This window comes from Alistipes sp., from assembly GCF_048465575.1.
Lineage (GTDB): Bacteria > Bacteroidota > Bacteroidia > Bacteroidales > Rikenellaceae > Alistipes.
The window spans coordinates 13,835-33,405 of record NZ_DBFWLG010000022.1; the positions used below are offsets into that span (position 1 = coordinate 13,835).

At 58.6% G+C, this 19,571-nt stretch carries 25 protein-coding genes; 11 read left to right on the forward strand and 14 right to left on the reverse strand.

Going from position 1 to position 19,571, the window contains the following annotated elements; genetic code table 11:
• From ACMQ11_RS06460 to ACMQ11_RS06475, 4 genes are read left to right on the forward strand one after another with little or no spacing between them, the layout of a single operon-like run.
• Entirely contained in the window at positions 1-582 is a 582-nt protein-coding gene (locus ACMQ11_RS06460) for a conjugal transfer protein TraO (RefSeq protein ID WP_418991943.1), read from the forward strand.
• A gap of 9 nt (positions 583-591) precedes the next feature.
• Positions 592-1,491 (forward strand): toprim domain-containing protein, encoded by a 900-nt coding sequence (locus tag ACMQ11_RS06465; RefSeq protein ID WP_418991944.1) that lies wholly within the window; start codon positions 592-594, stop codon positions 1,489-1,491.
• Positions 1,488-1,940: a DUF3872 domain-containing protein gene (locus ACMQ11_RS06470; protein WP_418991945.1), complete on the forward strand. Its 453-nt coding sequence runs from the start codon at positions 1,488-1,490 to the stop codon at positions 1,938-1,940. The genes ACMQ11_RS06465 and ACMQ11_RS06470 overlap by 4 nt, the downstream gene beginning before the upstream one ends.
• Entirely contained in the window at positions 1,937-2,488 is a 552-nt protein-coding gene (locus ACMQ11_RS06475) for a tRNA (adenine-N(6)-)-methyltransferase (RefSeq protein ID WP_418991946.1), read from the forward strand. Before ACMQ11_RS06470 ends, ACMQ11_RS06475 begins: the two co-directional genes overlap by 4 nt.
• Before the next feature lie 75 nt (positions 2,489-2,563).
• Here the strand turns inward: ACMQ11_RS06475 and ACMQ11_RS06480 are convergent, their stop codons facing one another.
• The 14 genes from ACMQ11_RS06480 to ACMQ11_RS06545 form a co-directional block, all read right to left on the reverse strand.
• Entirely contained in the window at positions 2,564-3,157 is a 594-nt protein-coding gene (locus ACMQ11_RS06480) for a hypothetical protein (protein WP_418991947.1), read from the reverse strand.
• A 32-nt stretch (positions 3,158-3,189) separates the two neighbouring features.
• On the reverse strand, positions 3,190-3,444 hold the full coding sequence (locus ACMQ11_RS06485) for a DUF6956 domain-containing protein (protein ID WP_418991948.1): 255 nt from the start codon (positions 3,442-3,444) through the stop codon (positions 3,190-3,192).
• A gap of 8 nt (positions 3,445-3,452) precedes the next feature.
• The gene (locus ACMQ11_RS06490; RefSeq protein WP_418991949.1) at positions 3,453-3,671 is read right to left on the reverse strand and encodes a DUF3873 family protein; all 219 of its coding nucleotides are present in this window, start codon (positions 3,669-3,671) and stop codon (positions 3,453-3,455) included.
• Between the two features lie 20 nt (positions 3,672-3,691).
• The gene (locus ACMQ11_RS06495) at positions 3,692-3,949 is read right to left on the reverse strand and encodes a hypothetical protein (protein ID WP_337757996.1); all 258 of its coding nucleotides are present in this window, start codon (positions 3,947-3,949) and stop codon (positions 3,692-3,694) included.
• 44 nt (positions 3,950-3,993) lie between these two features.
• Positions 3,994-4,215, reverse strand: a complete 222-nt coding sequence (locus tag ACMQ11_RS06500) for a hypothetical protein (RefSeq protein WP_418991950.1) — start codon at positions 4,213-4,215, stop codon at positions 3,994-3,996.
• 11 nt (positions 4,216-4,226) lie between these two features.
• Positions 4,227-4,430 (reverse strand): hypothetical protein, encoded by a 204-nt coding sequence (locus ACMQ11_RS06505; protein WP_418991951.1) that lies wholly within the window; start codon positions 4,428-4,430, stop codon positions 4,227-4,229.
• A gap of 505 nt (positions 4,431-4,935) precedes the next feature.
• Complete coding sequence (locus ACMQ11_RS06510) at positions 4,936-5,136, reverse strand: hypothetical protein (RefSeq protein WP_418991952.1); 201 nt, start codon at positions 5,134-5,136, stop codon at positions 4,936-4,938.
• A 244-nt stretch (positions 5,137-5,380) separates the two neighbouring features.
• Entirely contained in the window at positions 5,381-6,487 is a 1,107-nt protein-coding gene (locus tag ACMQ11_RS06515; RefSeq protein WP_418991953.1) for a glycosyltransferase family 2 protein, read from the reverse strand.
• Positions 6,484-7,104: a lysophospholipid acyltransferase family protein gene (locus ACMQ11_RS06520; protein ID WP_418991954.1), complete on the reverse strand. Its 621-nt coding sequence runs from the start codon at positions 7,102-7,104 to the stop codon at positions 6,484-6,486. The genes ACMQ11_RS06515 and ACMQ11_RS06520 overlap by 4 nt, the downstream gene beginning before the upstream one ends.
• Positions 7,101-7,763, reverse strand: a complete 663-nt coding sequence (locus tag ACMQ11_RS06525; protein WP_418991955.1) for a carotenoid biosynthesis protein — start codon at positions 7,761-7,763, stop codon at positions 7,101-7,103. Before ACMQ11_RS06525 ends, ACMQ11_RS06520 begins: the two co-directional genes overlap by 4 nt.
• Positions 7,760-9,226: a phytoene desaturase family protein gene (locus ACMQ11_RS06530; protein ID WP_418991956.1), complete on the reverse strand. Its 1,467-nt coding sequence runs from the start codon at positions 9,224-9,226 to the stop codon at positions 7,760-7,762. Before ACMQ11_RS06530 ends, ACMQ11_RS06525 begins: the two co-directional genes overlap by 4 nt.
• Positions 9,223-9,726 (reverse strand): isopentenyl-diphosphate Delta-isomerase, encoded by a 504-nt coding sequence (idi, locus tag ACMQ11_RS06535; RefSeq protein ID WP_418991957.1) that lies wholly within the window; start codon positions 9,724-9,726, stop codon positions 9,223-9,225. The genes ACMQ11_RS06530 and idi overlap by 4 nt, the downstream gene beginning before the upstream one ends.
• Positions 9,720-10,559 carry a phytoene/squalene synthase family protein gene (locus ACMQ11_RS06540; RefSeq protein ID WP_418991958.1) on the reverse strand — a complete coding sequence of 280 codons (840 nt, stop codon included), beginning with the start codon at positions 10,557-10,559 and terminating at the stop codon, positions 9,720-9,722. The genes idi and ACMQ11_RS06540 overlap by 7 nt, the downstream gene beginning before the upstream one ends.
• Entirely contained in the window at positions 10,540-12,042 is a 1,503-nt protein-coding gene (locus ACMQ11_RS06545; RefSeq protein ID WP_418991959.1) for a phytoene desaturase family protein, read from the reverse strand. Before ACMQ11_RS06545 ends, ACMQ11_RS06540 begins: the two co-directional genes overlap by 20 nt.
• Before the next feature lie 220 nt (positions 12,043-12,262).
• On the opposite strand from ACMQ11_RS06545, the gene ACMQ11_RS06550 reads away from it, so the two are divergent.
• The 7 genes from ACMQ11_RS06550 to ACMQ11_RS06580 are packed head-to-tail and all read left to right on the forward strand — an operon-like array spanning position 12,263 to position 19,535.
• Positions 12,263-12,817 carry a DUF3575 domain-containing protein gene (locus tag ACMQ11_RS06550; protein ID WP_418991960.1) on the forward strand — a complete coding sequence of 185 codons (555 nt, stop codon included), beginning with the start codon at positions 12,263-12,265 and terminating at the stop codon, positions 12,815-12,817.
• Between the two features lie 4 nt (positions 12,818-12,821).
• Positions 12,822-14,261: a hypothetical protein gene (locus ACMQ11_RS06555; RefSeq protein ID WP_418991961.1), complete on the forward strand. Its 1,440-nt coding sequence runs from the start codon at positions 12,822-12,824 to the stop codon at positions 14,259-14,261.
• 33 nt (positions 14,262-14,294) lie between these two features.
• Positions 14,295-15,362 carry a hypothetical protein gene (locus ACMQ11_RS06560; RefSeq protein ID WP_418991962.1) on the forward strand — a complete coding sequence of 356 codons (1,068 nt, stop codon included), beginning with the start codon at positions 14,295-14,297 and terminating at the stop codon, positions 15,360-15,362.
• A gap of 22 nt (positions 15,363-15,384) precedes the next feature.
• Positions 15,385-16,347, forward strand: coding sequence for a hypothetical protein (locus ACMQ11_RS06565; RefSeq protein ID WP_418991963.1), 963 nt, complete (start codon positions 15,385-15,387; stop codon positions 16,345-16,347).
• Positions 16,348-16,360: 13 nt separating this feature from the next.
• Entirely contained in the window at positions 16,361-17,443 is a 1,083-nt protein-coding gene (locus tag ACMQ11_RS06570) for a DUF5031 domain-containing protein (RefSeq protein WP_418991964.1), read from the forward strand.
• A gap of 12 nt (positions 17,444-17,455) precedes the next feature.
• Positions 17,456-18,625, forward strand: coding sequence for a hypothetical protein (locus tag ACMQ11_RS06575; protein WP_418991965.1), 1,170 nt, complete (start codon positions 17,456-17,458; stop codon positions 18,623-18,625).
• Between the two features lie 10 nt (positions 18,626-18,635).
• Positions 18,636-19,535 (forward strand): hypothetical protein, encoded by a 900-nt coding sequence (locus tag ACMQ11_RS06580; protein WP_418991966.1) that lies wholly within the window; start codon positions 18,636-18,638, stop codon positions 19,533-19,535.
• Positions 19,536-19,571 lie beyond the last annotated feature (36 nt).

Genomic DNA, 19,571 nt, shown 5'->3' on the forward strand with positions numbered 1-19,571 from the left:
ATGAAGCGGTTTTTGTTTCTTCTCGTCGCGTCGCTTGCCCTGTTTACGGGGCAGGCCGACGCGCAACGATGCCTCCCCAAGATGCGGGGCATCGAGCTTCGGGGCGGCATGGCCGACGGGTTCTATTCGCACGCCAACCGCAACGATGCGGGCTACTACGTCGGAGCGGCGTTGGCGTCCTATACCAAAGGCGGCAACAAGTGGGTGTTCGGCGGTGAGTACCTGCAACGCTACAACCCCTACAAGGGCACACGGATTCCGACGGCGCAGTTTACGGCGGAGGGCGGGTTCTACTACAACTTCCTCTCCGACGCCCGCAAGATTTTCTTTCTCTACCTCGGCGGCTCCGCACTCGCGGGGTACGAAACGGTGAATTGGGGCGACAAGGTGCTGTTCGACGGCTCGCGCCTCACGGATAAGGATGCGTTCATCTACGGCGGGGCGGTGTCGCTCGAAGCGGAAGCCTACCTCGCAGACCGCATCGCCCTTGTGGTGAACGTGCGCGAGCGGTGCTTGTGGGGCGGCTCGACGGGACGGTTCCATACGCAATACGGCATAGGGCTGAAATTCATCATCAACTGACGGCCTGATATGACCATAGAGGAAATGCGTCGGTTGCCGTTGAGCGTCTTTCTTCAACGGCTGGGGTGCAATCCGGTGTGGCAGAAAAGAAACGACTTGTGGTACAATGCCCCTTACCGCGAGGAAAAGACGCCCTCGTTCAAAGTGAATACCGACAGGAATATATGGTTCGATTTCGGTCTGGGACGCGGCGGCGACATCTTCACCCTTGCCGGAGAGCTGATCCGCAGCACGGATTTTCTTGCGCAGACGCGCTATATCTCGGACACGGCGGCGGGGGTGTCCGTTCCGGTCGGCCTGCCGCCACCTGTCCGGGAAAAGGTGTCGGAGCCTGCATTCCAGCAGGTCGAGGAAAAGGCTTTGGCCTACGACGTACTGAAAGGCTATCTTTCCGAGCGGGGCATACCGCCCGATGTGGCCGTCCGGCATTGTCGGGAAGTCAGCTACCGCGTGCATGGGAAACCGTATTTCGCTATCGGCTTCCCGAACGTGGCCGGAGGATGGGAGCTGCGAAGCAGGCAGTTCAAGGGGTGCATACCGCCGAAAGACATCTCCCTTGTGTCGCGGCAGCAAAGCCCGACGGGAGCCTGCGACGTGTTCGAGGGCTTCTTCGACTTCCTTTCCGCCGCGACGCTCGGCCTCTCCAAAGGAAACGATGCGGTGGTGCTTAATTCGGTCGGCAACCTTGCCAGAGCGTTCCGCCATCTGGACGGATACGGGAAAATAAACTGCTATCTGGACAACGACGAGGCCGGACGGAGGACGTTTGAAGCCCTGCGTGCCCGGTACAAGGAAAGAGCAGTAGATTGTTCGGGTGTATATGCCGGAAGCAAAGACCTGAACGAGCATCTACAAATGAAATTGAGTGAAAAAGTAACGAACAACAAATCAGTAAAAAACAGATTATGACGAAAAGTATCAGCTTTATAAGAACGGGATTTTTTCTTTTCATCGGCATGGTAACCTGTTTGCTCTCCTCCTGCGACAACGAGGTGGACATTCAGCAGGCATATCCGTTCACGGTGGAAACGATGCCCGTGCAGGAGAGAATCGTGCGGGGCGAAACCGCCGAGATACGGTGCGAACTCAAACGCGCAGGCCGCTACGACGAGGCGCGGTACACGATCCGCTACTTCCAACCCGACGGCAAAGGTGAGCTGCGCATGGACGACGGCACGGTGTTCCTGCCCAACGACCGCTACACGCTCGAACGGGAGGTGTTCAGGCTCTACTACACCTCCGCCTCGTCGGATCAGCAGACCATCGACATCTACGTCGAGGACAACTTCGGGCAATGCACCGAACTGTCTTTCAGCTTCAACAACGAGAACGAAGAAAAAGAGGAGGTTCTGAAATGATTTATGCCGGATACAAGAAACGTCCGCAGGGCGACGAGCAGTACACACCGCATCATGCGGTGCTGCCGATCATCAAATACCTGCCCCGGAACGCCGTTGTCTGGTGTCCGTTCGATACCGAAAACAGCGAGTTTGTCCTCGCCTTGAAAGAGGCGGGTTACAAGGTCGAGTATTCGCATATCTTCACGGGGCAGGACTTCTTCGAGTATGAGCCGCAGCGGTGGGACATCATCGTGTCCAACCCGCCGTTCAGCCGCAAACAGGAGGTCGTGGAACGCTGTCTTACGCTGGGAAAGCCGTTCGCCCTCCTGCTGTCGAATCTATGGCTGAACAGCAACGCTCCCTGCCGTTTGTTCAAGCAGCGGGAAATGCAGATGCTTCTGTTCGACAAGCGCATCCACTACTCCGACAAGAACGCCGTTTTCTTCGGTTCGAGCTACTTTTGCCACAAGGTGCTGCCCAAGCAAATCATCTTTGAAAACCTTGCGACGGTCAAAGGGGAAAAGAGCCGCATGTGGCGGGATATGGAAAAGTTACGCCCGATTTAATCCGGCTTGCAAACAGAAATGAGAAAGCCCTCCGACAGCTTCGAGCCGCCGGAGGGCTTCGTTTAATCAAGGGGTTCAGGCGCAATCGAACAGGGATAGCTGTTTCGGCTCCAGATAGTGCCGCTTAACCTCTTTGAGTTTGGCCGTAAGTTGCCGGATTTTCCGGGCGTTGTAGTTACAACTGTCGGAAATATGTTCCCACGCATAGGCATATCGTTTTTCCAATTCAGCAATGCCTCGTTTTACCGCTTCCTTGTAATCGGCTATCGGCTCGTCCCACACCGACGGATGACTGCCACCGCCTGCGCCGCCCGTACTCCAATCGACCGTAACGGCATACGTTCCGTCTATCGACTGCCCGATATGGATTGTGTTAAGTATATCCAACTCGATGCGCTCCACAATAGGGAGCATACCCCGAATCCAACCGTACTTGTCGAACCGTTTGGCAGTATAGCCGAACAGCAGGCCGCGTTCGTATGTCCGCACGTTCAGGATGATTTTGTGCACGCTGTCGCCGAAGCCCTCGAAATAGGCAATCTCCTCGGCGTTGTCCCTGCGGACGGCCAAGAGGTAACGCAAAACTGCGTTACGCTCTGTCCGGCACGGATTGTATTCCAATATGGCCGCTATTTTCTCTTGTTTGGTATATTCCTGTATAGGTTTCATGGCTTCCGAATTTATGGGGTTAATATTGGGGATTAAGCTGAAACAAGACTGCCAATAGGCATATAACGTTCGAGCCACTCTCTCACGCAGTCCATGTTGTATTCGGAGGTAATGACTGCCGTCCGGTCGTCCGTCGGCGTGAAACGGGTACTTTCATAGCTGTCGATCCATTCTTTGAGCGAAGCCGCGCCCCACGCTTCTGCGTCGTCGAAAATGTAATCCAATGAGCGGATCGGCTCTGTGAAAGTTACTATCAATGTTTCGTAATTTGCTGTTGTCGTTTTCATAAGTCATTCTATTTATTGTTTCTATTATTCAGCCATCTATCTCGTTTATTGCGGCACTCCTCCAATGTGGGTGCGACGCAGGAGAACAGTTCGCTGTCCGTATGGCGGTAGTCGTATTGGCAAAGTTGCTTCCTCGTCCTGCGGGCAAAAGCAGGGGTGAAATACTCGTGTCTTTCTTCTCCTGTCGGGCAAACCGACACGCCGTTTACTGTCATCTTCGTTTTCATTGTCCTGTCTGTTTGAGGGGTTAAAATTCCGCTTTCATTAGTCTGCACTCAAAATACTTTGTCCGGTCGCTGGCCTTGCGCTGGTGTACCCATAGATGATGAGCACCGAAGCCGTACACGAAATAATCGTCGAGCGGGATTTGGGTTTTCAGATGTTCGATACCTCGTCGCAATCCGTCTTCATCGACGGCGAAAAGGATGGTATTTATCAGTCGGAAGTAAGCCTCCGTAACCTCTGCGCTATAAGAGCAGAAAAAGGATTCAATCGTTACGTTCATAATGCTGTTATTTTGATTGTTAATACTCTTGTTTTTGGAGTGTTTTATCGCACGGTCGCCACGATAATCTCTTGCAGGTATTGAGGATGAACCTCGCTAAAAGCGTATTGTATAAAATCCCGCTTCGCTTCCCCGCATAATTCTTTATAGAGTGCCTTAAACGTGCTGATATTGCCGTTCAGATAGGTTTCCACCATATACTCGAAGATGTTTCCCACTTTGTAATACTTGCATTGCTGTGCTACTGTCTTTCCATATCGTTTCATATTCTATCTTATTAAAGCGTTAATATCCAAACAAAAACTCCGATGATGCACACGAGGGAAAAACCGAACAGGACGATGCCCCACACAATCTGCAACACGCCGCTTATCAGGGCTTCAAACATTCCGACGGTGAAATACACCACCCAAAGAAAAATGGCACACGGAACGGCTACAAGGGCGCGTAATACTGTTTTGATAATCTTAATTGGTTTCATAACTATTGTTGTTTTTGAATCTAATGCGGATTTGAGAGTGGAGGGAGTGAGTTTCTTATCCTAATCTGCCGCTCGTTTATCCGACATTTTTTTTATGCGTCTTTCGGTCGTATCGGTCGTTTCGTTTCAGGGGCTTTTCGGTGTAGAGGTTAGGACGTACAAGGTTTTGACGAAAAATACCTCGCAACCGCAGGGCGCAGGGAAGATTTTTTGCCAAACCGCAAGGCTCGACCTTGTACGTCCGTGAAGACCTCGTAAACACCTTTGCACCTGCAACGTAACGACGTCACGATACGATGGGAAGACAGCAAAAATGGAGGTAAACGAATTATTAGGCAGATTCGAGAAAGTAAGAATAGTGCCTGCACTATTCGCAGCTATGGATCGGGGAATCCCGACCTGAAAAAAAGAAAAGCTCTCCGTTTCTAAATGAAGCAGGGAGCCTTAATATGGTTATACCGTTGTTGGGGAAAAGACGAAAGGACGATAAAAATAAAAGCAGGTTTTAAGCCTGCTTTCTATCGTTGGTTATAATCTTCTTGGTCGCTATTTCATATTTAGCTAACTTTCCGTTGGTATTCTCCAGATGGACATATTTACGCCCTACCATAGACAATTGTTCATTCGGCTGGCTAAATATATAACCATTCCTCTCACAATATTTGGCGTAAGCCTTTACAGCGTCTTCAAAAATCGAGGTTCCCATAATAAAAGAGTATTGTTGTCCACAAATATATGGAAATCTTTTGCCATATCCGATATTTGATGTATATTTGCATAGAGTTGTTTGACGAGATGCAAAGCGCAGCAGTTCAGCGCAGTTACATGGTCGCTAAATCGTTACCAACAACTTTCTTTCTCACTACTCAACGCTGTCATTCAGACAGATACGCAAAAATTTCTTATCCGAGACAAAGATAGGAAAATGCGGCCGATTTCAAGGCGACACCCTACTGCTCGATGTAAATATTGCGACCTTTCCATAGCAGACGCCTTTTCCGTTTGCGGACGGAGGCGTTCACAACGATCCGCCACAGGACGAGTTGTTGCGGAATCAGCAGCAGCACATTCATCCGGGCGGACTGGCGGCTTGCAAGGCTCACGAAGATGCGGATCAAAACGATTACGATAAGGTAGATCAGGCCGGGAAGCGTCCCCAAAAAGAGAAAAACAAGAAAGGGAGCCGCCGTGGTGGCGACTACGAAGAGGTAGCAGAGCCATTCGCTGCCGCCGAAAAAACTGAAAAAGTTTTTTGAAAACCCGGCCACCGCATCCCCGAGGCTCGTATACATGGTACACTCGACATCGCCGCACCCGAGCAGCACGGCGACCGGATGGCCGCAGCGTTTGTATTCGCGGGCAATGGCCATGTCTTCCACGGGCGCCGCCCGGAATTTCCGATGAGGCTGCACGGTGCGGTAGAGGGCCGCTTCGAAAAAGAGAAACTGCCCGTTGGCCGCACAGAGCGCCTCCTGCGGTGCCCGGCGAACAGCGTCGAGCGGCAAGAGGCTCAGCAAGATCCAGTTCATCAGCGGGACGGCCATCCGCGTCCCGGGATCGGGCATCAGCTGGTGCGGGAAAACGGACAGCAGCTCGACACCCGTCCGCTGCACGTACTCCAACGCACGCGCAACCGCCTGTCCGCGGATGCGGACATCCGCATCGAGAAAAAGCAGGTAACGCCCCGCAGCCTCGCGGGAGAGGCAGTGGCAGGCGTGGTTCTTTCCCAGCCAGCCGGCCGGCAGGGGCTCGGCAGGGAGCAGCCGCACCAGCGGGTTCTTCCGGGCGAAGCGCCGGACAATGGACGCGGTTGCATCGGTCGAATGGTCGTCGTAGACGAGGATTTCACGGATCGCGGCGCGCTCCCGGCCGAGGTCTTGCAGCAGATGACCGATATTGAGCTCCTCGTTGCGGGCCGGTATCAGCACCGACACCTCCGATTGCGGCGCGAACAGCTCCCTGCTCCGGGGCAGGTAGGGTCTGCTCGCCCAGTTTACGAAACCGACCGCGAGGCGCACCAGCCCGAAAGCGAAGAAAATCCAGCCCAGGACGATCATAGGGCCTCCGTCCGACGCTTTTTACAATCGGCGTAGAAGCGCTCCCACTCCCCACGGAGTGCATGTCCGTCGCCGGCCGACGGGCCGTCGAGTATCCGCAGGTAGCAGTAGAGCGTCGGTTTGCGCTCAGAACCGTAGTCGGGGAGATTGACGTTCAGAAGAATGGCATAGTCGCATCCGATACGCTCCCGCAGGTAATCGATCCCGCTCCCGAAACCGGGCGTTGCGAGGTGGATGCTCTCGATCTTCCCCTGGGGAAAGAGCAGCAGCATGTTTTCTGCCGAGCGCATCAGATCAGCCGCATAGTCGAGCGACGTGAGGATGCTGCGGCTGCTCCTGCGGACCGAGAAACAGCCGCAGCGGGCCAGAATCCGGTGCTGCCGCAGTTGCTCTTCCAGCATCATGGCGAATATTTTGCGCCGAAAGAGCATCCGGTCGATCCGGTACTGGATAAAACCGTCCCACCAGCTGAAATGGTTGGCGAGCATCAGAACGGGCAAACCGGGGTCCTCGACCAGGTCCTGAATGCGCACCTCGCGGAACGCACGGTCGAGCAGCGGACCTGCGCAGACACCGGCGACAAGCCGGCCGAAAGGGGTATGACGGGCGGGAATCACAGCGGAAAGAGTTGCGAAAGAAGACCGATTAAGACAAAGAAAGCGATTTGCAAACAGAACAGGATGCGGGCCGGGCGGTTGTCGCTTTCAAGAGCCAGCGCTTCGGAGCCGCTCTGGTAAACGAGCGCCACCGCGAACCATACGACGAAATTGCGCAGCGGCGCGTAGTCCGTATCGAATCGCCACATGCGCATGGCCGGGGCCGCCCACTCCATCGCCAGGTCGTAGCCGACCATGAAGAGGCTGCCCGCCACGATCCGTAAAACCAGCCCGCTCGCCACGCGGGCCGCCAGATCGTGCGAAGCATAGACGAGCCACAGCCAGTTCAGCCCGATAATCAGGGGTGTCCCATCCACCATCGGCGCAAGCCCGGGTCCGTAGGCGTAACGACCGAAAAGGCGCTCGTCATGCACGCCCGCCCACTCAAGCATGAACGCCGAGATTACGATAAAAGCAAACCAAACGACGGTCCGCCCGTTCCAGCGACGGTGGAAAACGAACGCGGTGGCGACGGTCAGCAGCAGCGACGGCGAGGTGATCGCCACGAACAGGGGGCGCGTCGGCGGCAGCAGCCAGAGCAGCAGTCCCACGGCATAGAAGCGGGCGAAAATCCCGGCCATTCGGGGTTCCAGTGTCCGTATGTGTTCGGCACAGGTCATCTTCCGGCTGCAATTTCGTCGCACACGATCTTCGCACTGGCCAGCGACAGCGGAATGCCGCCTCCGGGATGGACGCTGCCGCCCGCGAAATAGAGCCCGCGGATGGATGGGAGCGAGTTGGGATGGCGCAGGAACGCCGCCAGCGGCGAATTGGACGAGGTGCCGTAGAGGGCCCCGCAGGCGCTCATCGTCTGTGCGGCTATATCGGGCGGCGTGCAAATCTTCTCGGTCACGATCGCGTCTTCGACAGGCGTATGGAGCATCTTGCCGATCTTTTGCAGTACCCGTTCGCGCGTGCGTGCGACGATCCGGGCCCAGTCCTGCCCGCGGTCGGCCGGAGCGTTGACCATCGCGTACCAGTTCTCGCACCCCGCGGGAGCATCCCCTGCCACGACCTTGGAGCTGATGAACAGGTAGACGGTCGGATCGTAGGCGATGTCGCCGGCACGGAACAGGTGCCGGAATTCGGCCCGGTAGTCGGCCGAAAAGAGGACGTTGTGCAGCCCTAACTGCGGGAACCGCCGCGCCATACCCCAGTAAAAGATCAGGGCCGAAGAGGAGGGTTCGGCCCGATGCAGCCGTTTTCGCAGGGGATGCTCCGGAAGAAGCCGCTCGGAGAGGCCGCGGACATCGACATCCGAAACGATCCGGTCGTAGCCGAGCGTTTCGCCGCCGACCACCAAACCGACGGCCCGGCCCTGCTTCACGACGATCCGCTCGACGGGCGACGAAAAGCGGAACAGCACCCCCTGCCGTCGGGCGAGCGCACAGAGCTCTTCGGCGATGGAATAAATGCCGTTGTCGGGAAACCAGGCGCCGAGGTTGTGCTCCAAATGCGCGATCATGTTCAGCGTGGCCGGAGCGCGGTAGGGACTCGAACCGTTGTAGGTCGCGTAACGGTCGAAGAGTTGGACGAGGCGCGGATCGTCGAAATCGCGCCGGTCGGCACCGTGCATGGTCCTCAGAAAATCGAGGCGGCCCAATTTCGAAGCGATCGCCCGATAGGGCGGCGTATTGAAATTCGAAAGCCGGTGGAAATTGCTGAAGAGAAATACCGGAGCGCTCAGACGGTAGGTCTCGCGGGCCGCTTCGAGCCGCTTGGCGATAGCCGGAAAGCCGTCGATCCCCTGCCGCGCGAGCTCGTGCGACAGGCGTTGCGGGTCGTCGTAGAATACGAATCCACTCCCGTCGGGGAAAAAGTAGCGGCACGAAGCGTCGAGCCTGCGCACGGGCAGGCGATCTTCCATCCGCTCGCCGCAGCGCGCGAAAAGCTCGCCGACCAGTTCGGGCAAGGTGAACAGCGAGGGCCCCGTATCGAAGCGGTAGGGTCCCAGGCGCAACTCCCCCATTTTCCCGCCCGGCACGGGGTTCTGCTCCCAGACGGTCACCTCGTCCCCTGCGGCGGCCAGGCGGATGGCCGCTGCCAGTCCGCCGATTCCGGCTCCTATGATTGCCGTTCTCATCGCTCCCCGTGTTCGTAACCGCACAGCATGATCCGAAACCAAACCGCATAAAGCTCGGGATGCAGCCGCATATCCTCGCAAACGCAAGGCAAGGAGACATAGCGCCAGTCGGAAATTTCGGCCGGATCGGGCGCGGGAACCCGGTCGCTCCGTCCCACGAAAACATGATCCAGTTCGTGCTCCACCATCCCCCGGTCGAGCCGGGCCCGGTAAATGAACGTCCGCAGGTGGTGAAGCCGGGCCGAAATGCCCAGTTCTTCCCGCAGGCGCCGCTCGGCGGCCCGGGCGACCGGCTCCCCTACCGCCGGATGGCTGCAACAGGAGTTGGCCCACAGACCGCCCGAATGGTATTTCGAGGCGGCACGGCGCTGGATCAGCAGTTCGTCCCGGCTGTTGAACAGCAGGACCGAGACGGCCCGGTGCAGCAGGCCCCGCCGGTGCGCGTCGATCTTGGACGCCGTTCCTATGGGATTGTCCTCTGTATCGACCAGTATCACCATGCGCGCAGGGATTTACGGGTGACGTAGGCCCGGCCGAACAGCAGCGCCTTACGCAGATTCGAGACGCGGATTCGCGTGTCCAGCAACCGTTCGGAGGGGGTTGCGGCAATGGTCTGGGCAAGCGAAAGATAGTAGAGGTAAGCGGTATAGACCCCCAGCCGCGCACACTCCGGCAAGCGGCGAATGCCCTCCTGGGCATGCGCGAAATCGCGGTAAATGTCGTCGAGGATCAGTTGCTTGGTCCGCTCGGTCAGCGGTCCGTCTTTCAGATGGGGGAAATAGTGGCGGTGCAGTTCCAGGCTGTCGCTTCGCAGATCGCGCAGGAAATTGACTTTCTGGAAAGCAGCACCCAGACTGCGGGCGTGGGGCTCGAGTTCGCGGTACAGGTTTCCATCGCCCTGCACGAAAATCCGCAGGCAGATCAGCCCGACGACCTCGGCAGAACCGTAGATATACCGCCCGAGTTCTTCCTCCGAGTAGCGCGACTGATGCAGATCGCAACGCATGCTGCGGAGAAAAGCCCGTACCAGTTCGTCGTCGATTGCGTAACGTGTCACGACCCGGCAGAAAGCATGGATTACCGGATTGGTGCTCACGCCCCGTCGGAGGGCACGGTAATATTCGGCTTCGAATTCGTCCAGCAGCCGCTCCCGGTCCTGGTCGAGAAACGTATCGACGATCTCGTCGGCCAGGCGGACGAAACCGTAAACCCCGTAGACGGCATCCCGTATCTCGGGTCCCAGGCAGCGCACGCCCACCGAAAACGAGGTGCTGTAATGGCGGGTCACGAGGCGGCTCGCGGCGAAACAGACCTTATCGTAGAGTGGATCCATAATCGTATGTTTCATGTGGACAGGGAATTGCTATTCGTGACAGCGCACACCCGGCGGCCAGCTTGCCCGAGACGAGGGCCGTCGGAACGCCCGCGCCCGGAACGGTCAGCTGGCCGGTATAAAAGAGGTTCGGCAGTTTGCGGTTGCGGATTTTGGGCCGCATGAAAGCGGTCTGCGTGAGGATATTGGCCAGGCCGTAGGCATTGCCCTTGGCGGCATGGTAGTCGCGCACGAAATCCGATGCGGCATAGGACTCGCGGAAAAGGACGTGTCCGCGCAGTTTCTGACGGGTCAGCGCCTCCATCCGGTCCATCACCTGATGGTAGTAGCGTTCGCGCACGGCGGGCGTATCCGGCAGCCCGGCAGCCGTCGGAATCAGGATAATGGCCATTTCACAACCGGCCGGGCAGAGGGTCGGATCGCTCTGCGAGGGAAAACTGGCGTAAAAGAGCGGCTTGTCGGGCCATCCGGGCGAGTCGTATATCTTGGCGGCATGCTCCTCGAAGGAGGTGTCGAAAAAGAGCGTATGGTGGCTGACCCGTTCGAGGCGCCGGCCGAAACCGATGTAATAGATCAGAGCCGACGGCGCGAAAACGCGATGCTGCCAGTACATTTCCGAATAGTTGCGGCAAGCCGACGGCAGCAGCCGCTCGGTATGGCGGTAATCGGCGCTCGAAATGACGGTATCCGCTTCGAAGAACGCCTGCGGGGTCCGCACGCCGACGGCCCGATCCGCCGCAACGACGATCTCGCGGGCAGGTTGTTCGGTCAGAATGCGCGCCCCCAGGCTCTCGGCCAGTTGTTTCAGCGCTTCGACCAGCCGCACCATGCCGCCTGCGATGTGCCACGTGCCCAACCCCATGTCCGCATGATTCATGAATCGGTAGAACGAGGGCGTATTATCCGGCCGGGCACCCAGAAAGAGCGCCGGAAACTCCAGTATCCGCCTCAGGCGTTCGTCTTTCACCCCGCGGCGGACGGTATGCCGGAGACTGAGGAGAAATTGCGGCACCCGCGCAAGCGTCTCGGGCATGAGCAGCTCCAGCGCCGAGTCCCCCGGTTTATGGATCACCTTGTCGACGGCCACGCGGTAGTTGTAGCGGGCCGAGCGGAGAAAGTCCGAAAGAAAGCGCCCGCTGCCCGGTTCGATCCGCTCGAACAGCTCCCCGACGGCACGCGGCCCGGCAGGCAGCGCCAGCCGGTCGTCCGGACCGAAGACGATTTCATAGGAGGGATCGAGCCGCAGGAGCTCGTAATAGTCTTTGGGGGTTTTCCCGAAATCGGCAAAGAACGCCTCGATCAGGTCGGGCATCCAGTAGAAAGTCGGTCCCATGTCGAACCGGAAGCCGTCGCGGACCAGCTGGCGCGCCCGGCCACCGGGTGCGGCGTTCTTCTCCAGCAGGACGACCTCGTGCCCTGCGCGTGCCATGTAGCAGGCGGCCGAAAGTCCCGAAAAGCCCGCCCCGATGATAACAGTTTTCAATGTCGGTCGATTTGCCTCGATCCGCAACAAAAACCGGGCCTGAGAACATCCCCCAACGAGTTGCGTATCAAAGAGTCGCCCGGGCAGCCGCTCCGGGAGGCGAAAAATTCAGCCTGCATCGCGCCCGTTTTTGGCAAATCATTTGCACGTTCCGACCGTGTTTGCGGTCTTTTGGAACAGGCACGTTTCCACGCAGACGGAGACCATAATTTCGAATGGAATGAATAAGTATTATTTAATGCTGGCGCTGCTGCTGGCCTCCATAAACTCGTCGCATGCCCAGAAATGGGCTGTCAAGAGCAACCTGCTCTACGATGCAACGGCTACGATCAACCTGGGCGTCGAAGCCGGGTTGGGACCCCGCGTAACGCTCGACGTTTCGGGAAACTACAACCCGTGGAAATTCGGCGATGCGCGGTGGAAGCACTGGTTGATCCAGCCCGAGGTGCGCTACTGGCTCTGCGAGCGGTTCAACGGCCATTTCTTCGGCCTGCACGCCCACTATGCCGAATACAATGTGGGCGGAATCAATTTCAACTCCAATTTCCACCACAACCGCTACCAGGGACACCTCTACGGGGCCGGCCTTTCGTACGGTTATCAATGGCTGATCGGCAGACGCTGGAACCTCGAAGCGACCATCGGCGTGGGGTATGCCCGCCTTTGGGACCGCAAGTATCCCATCGCCGCATGCGGCGAGGCGATCCGGACCCGTTCGCGCAACTATTTCGGCCCGACAAAGATAGGACTGAGCCTTATTTTCATAATCAAATAAGCATATGAAACACACTGCAAAATACCGCATTCCGGGCTTACTGGCCGCATGGCTGCTCATCTCCGTGACAGCCTACGGCCAGGAGGGAAAACCGGCCGTCTTCCGGGAGGGCGATCGCCTGCACGTAGCGTTCACGGTGGGAGCCGACGCGCCCCAGCTGACAGCCAACGAGCAGCTGGTGCTGACGCCCGTGGTGATGAACGGCGAGAATCGGGTGCAGCTCGCTCCGGTGGTTTTCACGGGCCGTATCCGTCAGAAAGTCAACGAGCGCCGCGAGCGGCTCTACGGAACGCCGGCCGTGCCCGACGGTGCTTTCGGCAATGTCGTCGTGCGTCACAAACGCAAAAGTCCGGCAGAAAATACGCTCCGCTACACGGGACACATTCCCTTTGAATCGTGGATGGCGGGCGGGAAACTGGTCCTCTACCGCGATCTGCTGGGATGCGCCGGACACGAATGGAGCCTTTCGCCGCTGGTTCTCGACCGGATCGCCGCACCCGTACAACCGCAGTTGTCGTTTCTGGTGCCCGCTCCCGGGCCGGCGAAGCGCCGGGGCGAACAGATCACCGCCGTCGTGCACTTTCCGCAGGGTCGTTCGGTGCTGCTGCGCGGATTCGCCGACAACCGCCGCCAGCTCCAACGCATCGACAGCCTGACGACGGGCGTCCTGCACAACGATACGCTTTCGGTCGACAACGTCTTTTTGAAAGGCTATGCCTCGCCCGAAGATACCTACGCATTCAACACGCGTCTTGCGGCCAACCGCGTCCGTTCGATCCAGAGCTACCTCAAGGAGCAGTTCGGCCTCACGGATGCCGATTTCACCACCGCGACCGTACCCGAGGACTGGGACAGCCTGCGCCGCTGGGTGGTCGTCTCCGAACTGCCTGCCCGCGACGACGTGCTGGCCGTGATCGACACGGTGGCCGACCCCGATGCCCGGGATGCGTTCATCCGCCGGATCGACAACGGCAAAACCTACAACAAGCTGCTGCGCGAGGTCTATCCGCAGTTGCGCAGAGTGGACTACCGGATCGACTACACGCTGCCCGATTTCACCGTGGAGCAGTGCCGGGAGCTGATCCGTTCGCACCCCGAGTGGCTGAGCATCGGCGAGATGTGCCGGCTGGCGGCCTCCTATCCGGTGGATTCGCCCGAGCGGGCCTATGTCTGCGCCGTGGCGCTGGAGTACTACCCCGACGATCCGTGCGCCTGCAACAACATGGCCACGCTTGCCTTTCGGCGGGGCGACGTGCAGACGGCACGTCAGTGTCTGAGCCGCTGTGCCGACGATCCGCGCTCGCTGAACAACCTGGGCGTACTCTATCTGATCGACGGAGACCGCGAAAAAGCGGAGTACTGCTTCATGCTGGCGTCGGAAAACGGCTCGGCGGACGCCGCCTGGAACCTGGCCTGGTTCGACGACCTGAGTTTCGACTGGTAAACCTTTATTAACTTATTATAGATCAAAAAAATCATGAAAAAACTTTACAACCTCTTTGTCTTTACTGCTTTTGCCGCTGCTGCGGCCTGCTCCAACGACGGTGCGGAACCGGAATTCGCCGCGCCGGAAACCGCCGGAAACGTGCAGTTCGCACTCCGCGCACCGCAGAGTGCCCGCGGCCCGGTCTATTCGGCTGACGAATTCCGCATTCTCGCATTCAAGAACAACGGTACGGATTACGTCTACGTGCAGGACATTCCGGTCGGCGGCATGCAATACGACGGCAAGTCGCTTTCGGGAAGCGTCCAGCTGCCTGCCGGCGACTACAAGTTTCTGCCCTCCTACGGACTGGTGACGGCCGGTAACTACACGTGGCCGGAGTTTGCCGGTGCCGTACTCTCCGATGGCCTCTACGTGACGCATACGGGCGGGAGCTTCCCGGCGGCGTTCATGCTCAACAAGGCCCTCGATGCGGTTGCTCCCTACACCATATCGCTCGACGGTCCGAAGCAGACCGTAAGCGCCACGCTTCGCCGCGCCGTATCGCGCGTCGACATACTCTTCGTGCGGGCCGACAAGGATGCCGCTACGGGTGCCTATGACGAGAAGCCCGGCGACGATGTATTCGGTCCCGAAAAACTGGCCAAGGTCAAATTCGCCTACACCGATGCCAACCATTTCCTGGGTCTCTCGGGCGAGAAAGCGGCGGGCGTATTCGATTCGGAGCACACGATCGCCGCTCCGGCAGACGCTCTGACGATGGGTACCGGAACGAAAACGCGCGTAGGCGATCCGGAATACGATTTCGAGAACGTACAACCCACCGACGTGATCGCGGGTTCGGCGCACCTCAAGGGCACCTACCTGATCCCAAATGCCGACGATACCGCCTCGACGGGTCTGGCGATCGAGCTTACCTCGGGCGAAGGCAACGTGCGCCATATCGCGCTTCAGAACAAGATTCCCGTGGAACGCAACAAGGCCACGCTGATACGTGTTTACGTGCTGGGCGAGAACGTCTTTACGACGGGTGTCGAATTCGACGTGGAGGTCGATACCGTTTGGGACGGCTCGAATTACGTAAACGAAGAGATAGACTGACAATTACAGAAAACGACCTGCCATGAATAACCGGATACTCACCACTATCTTCCTGACGGCAGCCGCTCTGGCGGCCTGCACGGATACGGAACCAGCGCCGGACAGTGTTTCCGCTGCGGGGAAGACGCGTGTCGTATTGAAACAGGAGCAGGAGCAAGCGCGGCCTATTGCGGTCTACGCATTCCGCCAGCAGGGCGAAGATTTCCTTTTCGATACGCTTTTCCGCGATGGCTGGACTCCCCGGGGCACGCTCTCGGTACGGATGCCCAACGGTCGCTACAAGTTTCTCTTCGCAAGCGGATCGGGCGAAATTCTTACCCTCGAACCTGCGCCGCTCACCCCCGGGACAAATTGGGATGAGGTCGCTTTCGAAATGCATCCAAAACCGGAGGACCCGTCCATGTGGGGTTCGGCCGACGAGTTGTTCCTGCAATACCCGGCTTCGGACGCCAATCGGGTCTACATCCTCGGCGGCAGCGATCAGACGGTTCCGGCCCGTCTGACGCGCGCCGTCTCGCGGATCGACATCCACCTCAAGCGGGGCTACCACGACGGTGTGCAATACGTCGAGGTGCCTTACACCGCCCCGCACTCCATTCTCGAAGAGATCGAGCGGGTCGAGCTGCGGGCCGAAAATGCGGGGTTGCGCGTTACGCCAGACGCTGTAAGTGGTTCGGCCGCCGTGGAGGCAACGCTTGCGGCAGCGGATTATGTTCAACTGACCGAGACGGGCTTCGCCACGCTCGAAGGCCCCCTGATCCTCCCGCCTGCCGGCGGTGCCGATCTCGACCTGACAGTGGAGGTCGTACCGGTGGAGGGCGCGGGTCTGCAACCGGTCCGACTGGACCTTTGGGAGAAAGTCGAACGCAACGAGATATTGGATGTGACGCTTTGGATCACGGCGGGTTATCCCGTCGTAGGGGTCGAAATCGGATACGCTCCGATCGATCGGAAGCAGGACGGAGATTCGGGAATTTGGGAATAACAGATCAATCGAAATGAAACGACGCAACATATATCGGATTTTCGCACCGCTCTGTCTGCTGTTGACGACAGCCTGCACGCAGGAGGGACAAGAGGAGTGCGTTCCCTGCAAAGAGGTCCGTTCCGTGGACGTGCGGCTTGCCAAGACACCCGTCTCGGGGCTTGCAACGCCGCTCTACATCTTCCGGCGCAGCGCAGGCACTCAGGATGAATACCGCTACGATCGCAGCTTTGAATCGGTGGCCGACGGACAGATGCTCAAGCTGCCGCTCGCGGAGATGAAGGCATCTGATTACCGGTTTCTGATGATCGCCCAGCCCGAAGGCACCCCGTGGCTCGGGATGCAGACGGCCGCGGGAACGGCTTTCGCTGCCGGAGACGGATGGAACGACCTGCGGTTGGCGTGCGCTACGGGCGAAGCGGCCTCGGACGGCTATTGCGGCTATATCGACATGGGCGGCGAGGAGCTCTTGCAGCAGGGCCGTATCCAGTTGACGCTTACGCGCGTCGCCGGGCAGGTGGTTTTCGACATCTTCCGCATGGCGGGTTCGCTGTCGCAGCCCCAAAGCGTGGTCTCGGCCGACGTCGAGTCGGTGATCGACCGGGTTTCGAAGATCGTCATCGAGTACGACAACCCAACCACCGTGCTGCGTTTCGGCGCCGACGGCGTGCTGACGGCGGATGGCTACGCCTCCGAACCGTTCACGCAGACGATCGAGCCCGAAGCGGTCGATTTCAAGGTCTCGCTGCCGCAGGCCGACAAGGGGCTGCAAGTCTATCGGACCGATCTGCGCGGCAGTCTGCGCATCGAGGGTGCTTTTCTGCTCCCCTCCGATTCGCAGCTCCAAATTCGGATGACTTTCGACTATTACGACACCACGCCGATCTGCGGCAACGACCATACTGGGGATCATGTCGCCTCCTGCTTTACACCGAAGCAGCTGCAACTCTTCCTTCCGGCCTCGACGGCCGGTGCGGGGCTTCCGGTGGCTGCGGACTGCTTTACGGTCAACCGGGCCGGCCTGCGCTGCGACCGGATCATCGACGTGCCGGTAAACAGCAGTATCGAAGCAGAGTTCGGCTGGCTGACAAATTAAAAACGCATGGCTATGAAAAAACTCATCCTACTCTTCGCCTGTTCGCTGCTCGCACTGGGCGGCTGTTCGGAGCCGGAAGCAGAAACAGCACCGGCGGCTGAGAAGCCTACGGTCGGAGTCCGCTTCAGCCTGAAAGCCCGCATCGACACCGACACCTCGCTCGAACCGATGACGCGCGTAACCGAATACCGGAACGTGATCTTCAACCAGGGACTCGCCCTGCTTCTCAAGAAACAGGACGGACGCTGGATCGTGGACTGCGCCGACACCATCTACCTGGACGGCAAACCTTCGAGGTGGGGCAATGACATGTATCTTACGGAAAACAGTCTCTCTCCCGTCGATTTCAGCGTTGAATTGCGACCGGGCGAATACCGGATCGTCGCCTTGCTCAACTGGAGATCGGCCACGACGAACAAGGCGCTGATTCCCGGGACGGTGGTCGCCGACGAGAACGATCCCACGCTGCGGACCCCGCCCTTTATCACCTACACGGTCATAACCGGCGAATACATCAACGCGGGTTATCGTATGCTGAATCGGGAGGTTTACGTTGCCGTGGCCGACTTTCTGGTTCCCAAAAGTTCGGACCTCCACGACTCCGCCATGCCGTCCGTGCCGTTGCAGGCCGAAAGGCGCGTGGGAAAGCTCCGGACGATGGTCAAGGAACACACCTCTCCGGACGGGTTCCTGTTCGCTCCGACGCCGCATACATTCGAATTGACACTTACCCCGCTCGACGGACCCTTTGCCGAGGGGATCGATGCGATGGGAAACATGTATTACTCCGAAGAGGGGCTTTGGGTGCTGCCGTGGTGTACGACCACTGTGGATTTCCATGATCTGAATGGCGAACGTTACCAGCTATGCCAGAGTAATTCGACGGCCTTTTCGCCTTTTTTGTTCGTCGATCCGGCCAGGGAGCAGCGATTCGAAATATCCGACATCCGCGTCTCCGGCGCCAGCGGCGGCTACAACTACAAGACCGATCAGGTGATCTCCCGCACGCTGGCAGCGAGTCGCATGACGGGTATCGTCTTCCAGACCACCGACGAACACGATTTACCGGCAAAGCCCTTTCTCATCCATTTGGTGGAGGCGACCGATGCGAACGGGAATTGGATCGATGCAGCCGATTTGTTCGACCCGTTCTTCGAATGGAATGCAGCGTCCGAAGATTAATTACGAAGCCATGAAAAGTTTGAATTACATACCATTTGCGTTACTGGGCCTGCTGGCCGGCGTGTCGTGCATCGAGGAGGACCTCGACGCCTGTCCGCCCGAAGGAGGCGGGGTTGCGATCACGGTGCGGGTCGAAAAGTTCCGGACCCGGCCGCCCTACGATCCGGAGGAGCTGGAGCCGAGTTTCAACAGTCGCATCCATTCGCTTCGCTACCTGCTCTACGACGAGCGGCAGCTTATCGAGGAGGGCGAGCTGATTCAGGCGCGGACAGCGGACGACGGCAGTTACCTCTTCCGCCACGATCCGCTGCCGTTCGGAGCCTACCGGCTGGCATTGGTGGCGAACACCGAGCCCAAAACGATGACCGGCACGACGGACGCACCCGAATCCCGGTTTATCGTCTATCGGGACGGTGGAGACGACCATTTCCGCTCGTACCTGCCGTTCGAGGTGACCTGTCCGTGCAGCAACGAGTTCGAAACCGTTTTGCAACGGGTACACGGCGTGACGCGCTTCCGGTTCGAGAACCTGCCGCCGGAGATTTCGGCCGTCGAGGTGTCGCTCGACAACGTGGGAGCACGCATTCCCCTGAACGGAGAACCCGATCAGCCGCGCGAGGTGGTCCGGCGTGTCCGTACCGCAGACCTCGGGACGCGCAGCGAGGGAGCGTTTACGTTGGGGACTTTCTCCACGCTGCCGGGGCTGAAGAGTTCGTGGCGGCTGAAACTCTTTGCCGAAGACCAGACGACCCCAGTTTACGAGCGACTGGTCACCGACACCCTGCGCATCGAGCGCAACCAACTGCTCGAGTTGACGGCGCGGTTCAACGATTTGCAGATCGAATTCGAGGTGGATGTGGATTCGTCCTGGGACGGCTCGAACGACGGAGGCGACGGAGAGGCGCAATAGCGCTTCGCTTGCTTGCAAAGCGGCTCTCGGCCCCGG

Bases quoted from the DNA above. Each gene is read 5' to 3' on its own strand.
- ACMQ11_RS06505 (WP_418991951.1), bottom strand. From the start codon at position 4,430: ATGAAACCAATTAAGATTATCAAAACAGTATTACGCGCCCTTGTAGCC.
- ACMQ11_RS06570 (WP_418991964.1), top strand. From the start codon at position 16,361: ATGAAACGACGCAACATATATCGGATTTTCGCACCGCTCTGTCTGCTG.
- ACMQ11_RS06485 (WP_418991948.1), bottom strand. From the start codon at position 3,444: ATGAAAACGACAACAGCAAATTACGAAACATTGATAGTAACTTTCACA.
- ACMQ11_RS06525 (WP_418991955.1), bottom strand. From the start codon at position 7,763: ATGACCTGTGCCGAACACATACGGACACTGGAACCCCGAATGGCCGGG.
- ACMQ11_RS06565 (WP_418991963.1), top strand. From the start codon at position 15,385: ATGAATAACCGGATACTCACCACTATCTTCCTGACGGCAGCCGCTCTG.
- ACMQ11_RS06530 (WP_418991956.1), bottom strand. From the start codon at position 9,226: ATGAGAACGGCAATCATAGGAGCCGGAATCGGCGGACTGGCAGCGGCC.
- ACMQ11_RS06470 (WP_418991945.1), top strand. From the start codon at position 1,488: ATGACGAAAAGTATCAGCTTTATAAGAACGGGATTTTTTCTTTTCATC.
- ACMQ11_RS06540 (WP_418991958.1), bottom strand. From the start codon at position 10,559: ATGGATCCACTCTACGATAAGGTCTGTTTCGCCGCGAGCCGCCTCGTG.
- ACMQ11_RS06495 (WP_337757996.1), bottom strand. From the start codon at position 3,949: ATGAACGTAACGATTGAATCCTTTTTCTGCTCTTATAGCGCAGAGGTT.
- ACMQ11_RS06560 (WP_418991962.1), top strand. From the start codon at position 14,295: ATGAAAAAACTTTACAACCTCTTTGTCTTTACTGCTTTTGCCGCTGCT.
- ACMQ11_RS06580 (WP_418991966.1), top strand. From the start codon at position 18,636: ATGAAAAGTTTGAATTACATACCATTTGCGTTACTGGGCCTGCTGGCC.
- ACMQ11_RS06490 (WP_418991949.1), bottom strand. From the start codon at position 3,671: ATGAAAACGAAGATGACAGTAAACGGCGTGTCGGTTTGCCCGACAGGA.
- ACMQ11_RS06500 (WP_418991950.1), bottom strand. From the start codon at position 4,215: ATGAAACGATATGGAAAGACAGTAGCACAGCAATGCAAGTATTACAAA.
- ACMQ11_RS06555 (WP_418991961.1), top strand. From the start codon at position 12,822: ATGAAACACACTGCAAAATACCGCATTCCGGGCTTACTGGCCGCATGG.
- ACMQ11_RS06480 (WP_418991947.1), bottom strand. From the start codon at position 3,157: ATGAAACCTATACAGGAATATACCAAACAAGAGAAAATAGCGGCCATA.
- ACMQ11_RS06550 (WP_418991960.1), top strand. From the start codon at position 12,263: ATGAATAAGTATTATTTAATGCTGGCGCTGCTGCTGGCCTCCATAAAC.
- ACMQ11_RS06475 (WP_418991946.1), top strand. From the start codon at position 1,937: ATGATTTATGCCGGATACAAGAAACGTCCGCAGGGCGACGAGCAGTAC.
- idi (WP_418991957.1), bottom strand. From the start codon at position 9,726: ATGGTGATACTGGTCGATACAGAGGACAATCCCATAGGAACGGCGTCC.
- ACMQ11_RS06575 (WP_418991965.1), top strand. From the start codon at position 17,456: ATGAAAAAACTCATCCTACTCTTCGCCTGTTCGCTGCTCGCACTGGGC.
- ACMQ11_RS06510 (WP_418991952.1), bottom strand. From the start codon at position 5,136: ATGGGAACCTCGATTTTTGAAGACGCTGTAAAGGCTTACGCCAAATAT.
- ACMQ11_RS06460 (WP_418991943.1), top strand. From the start codon at position 1: ATGAAGCGGTTTTTGTTTCTTCTCGTCGCGTCGCTTGCCCTGTTTACG.
- ACMQ11_RS06465 (WP_418991944.1), top strand. From the start codon at position 592: ATGACCATAGAGGAAATGCGTCGGTTGCCGTTGAGCGTCTTTCTTCAA.
- ACMQ11_RS06515 (WP_418991953.1), bottom strand. From the start codon at position 6,487: ATGATCGTCCTGGGCTGGATTTTCTTCGCTTTCGGGCTGGTGCGCCTC.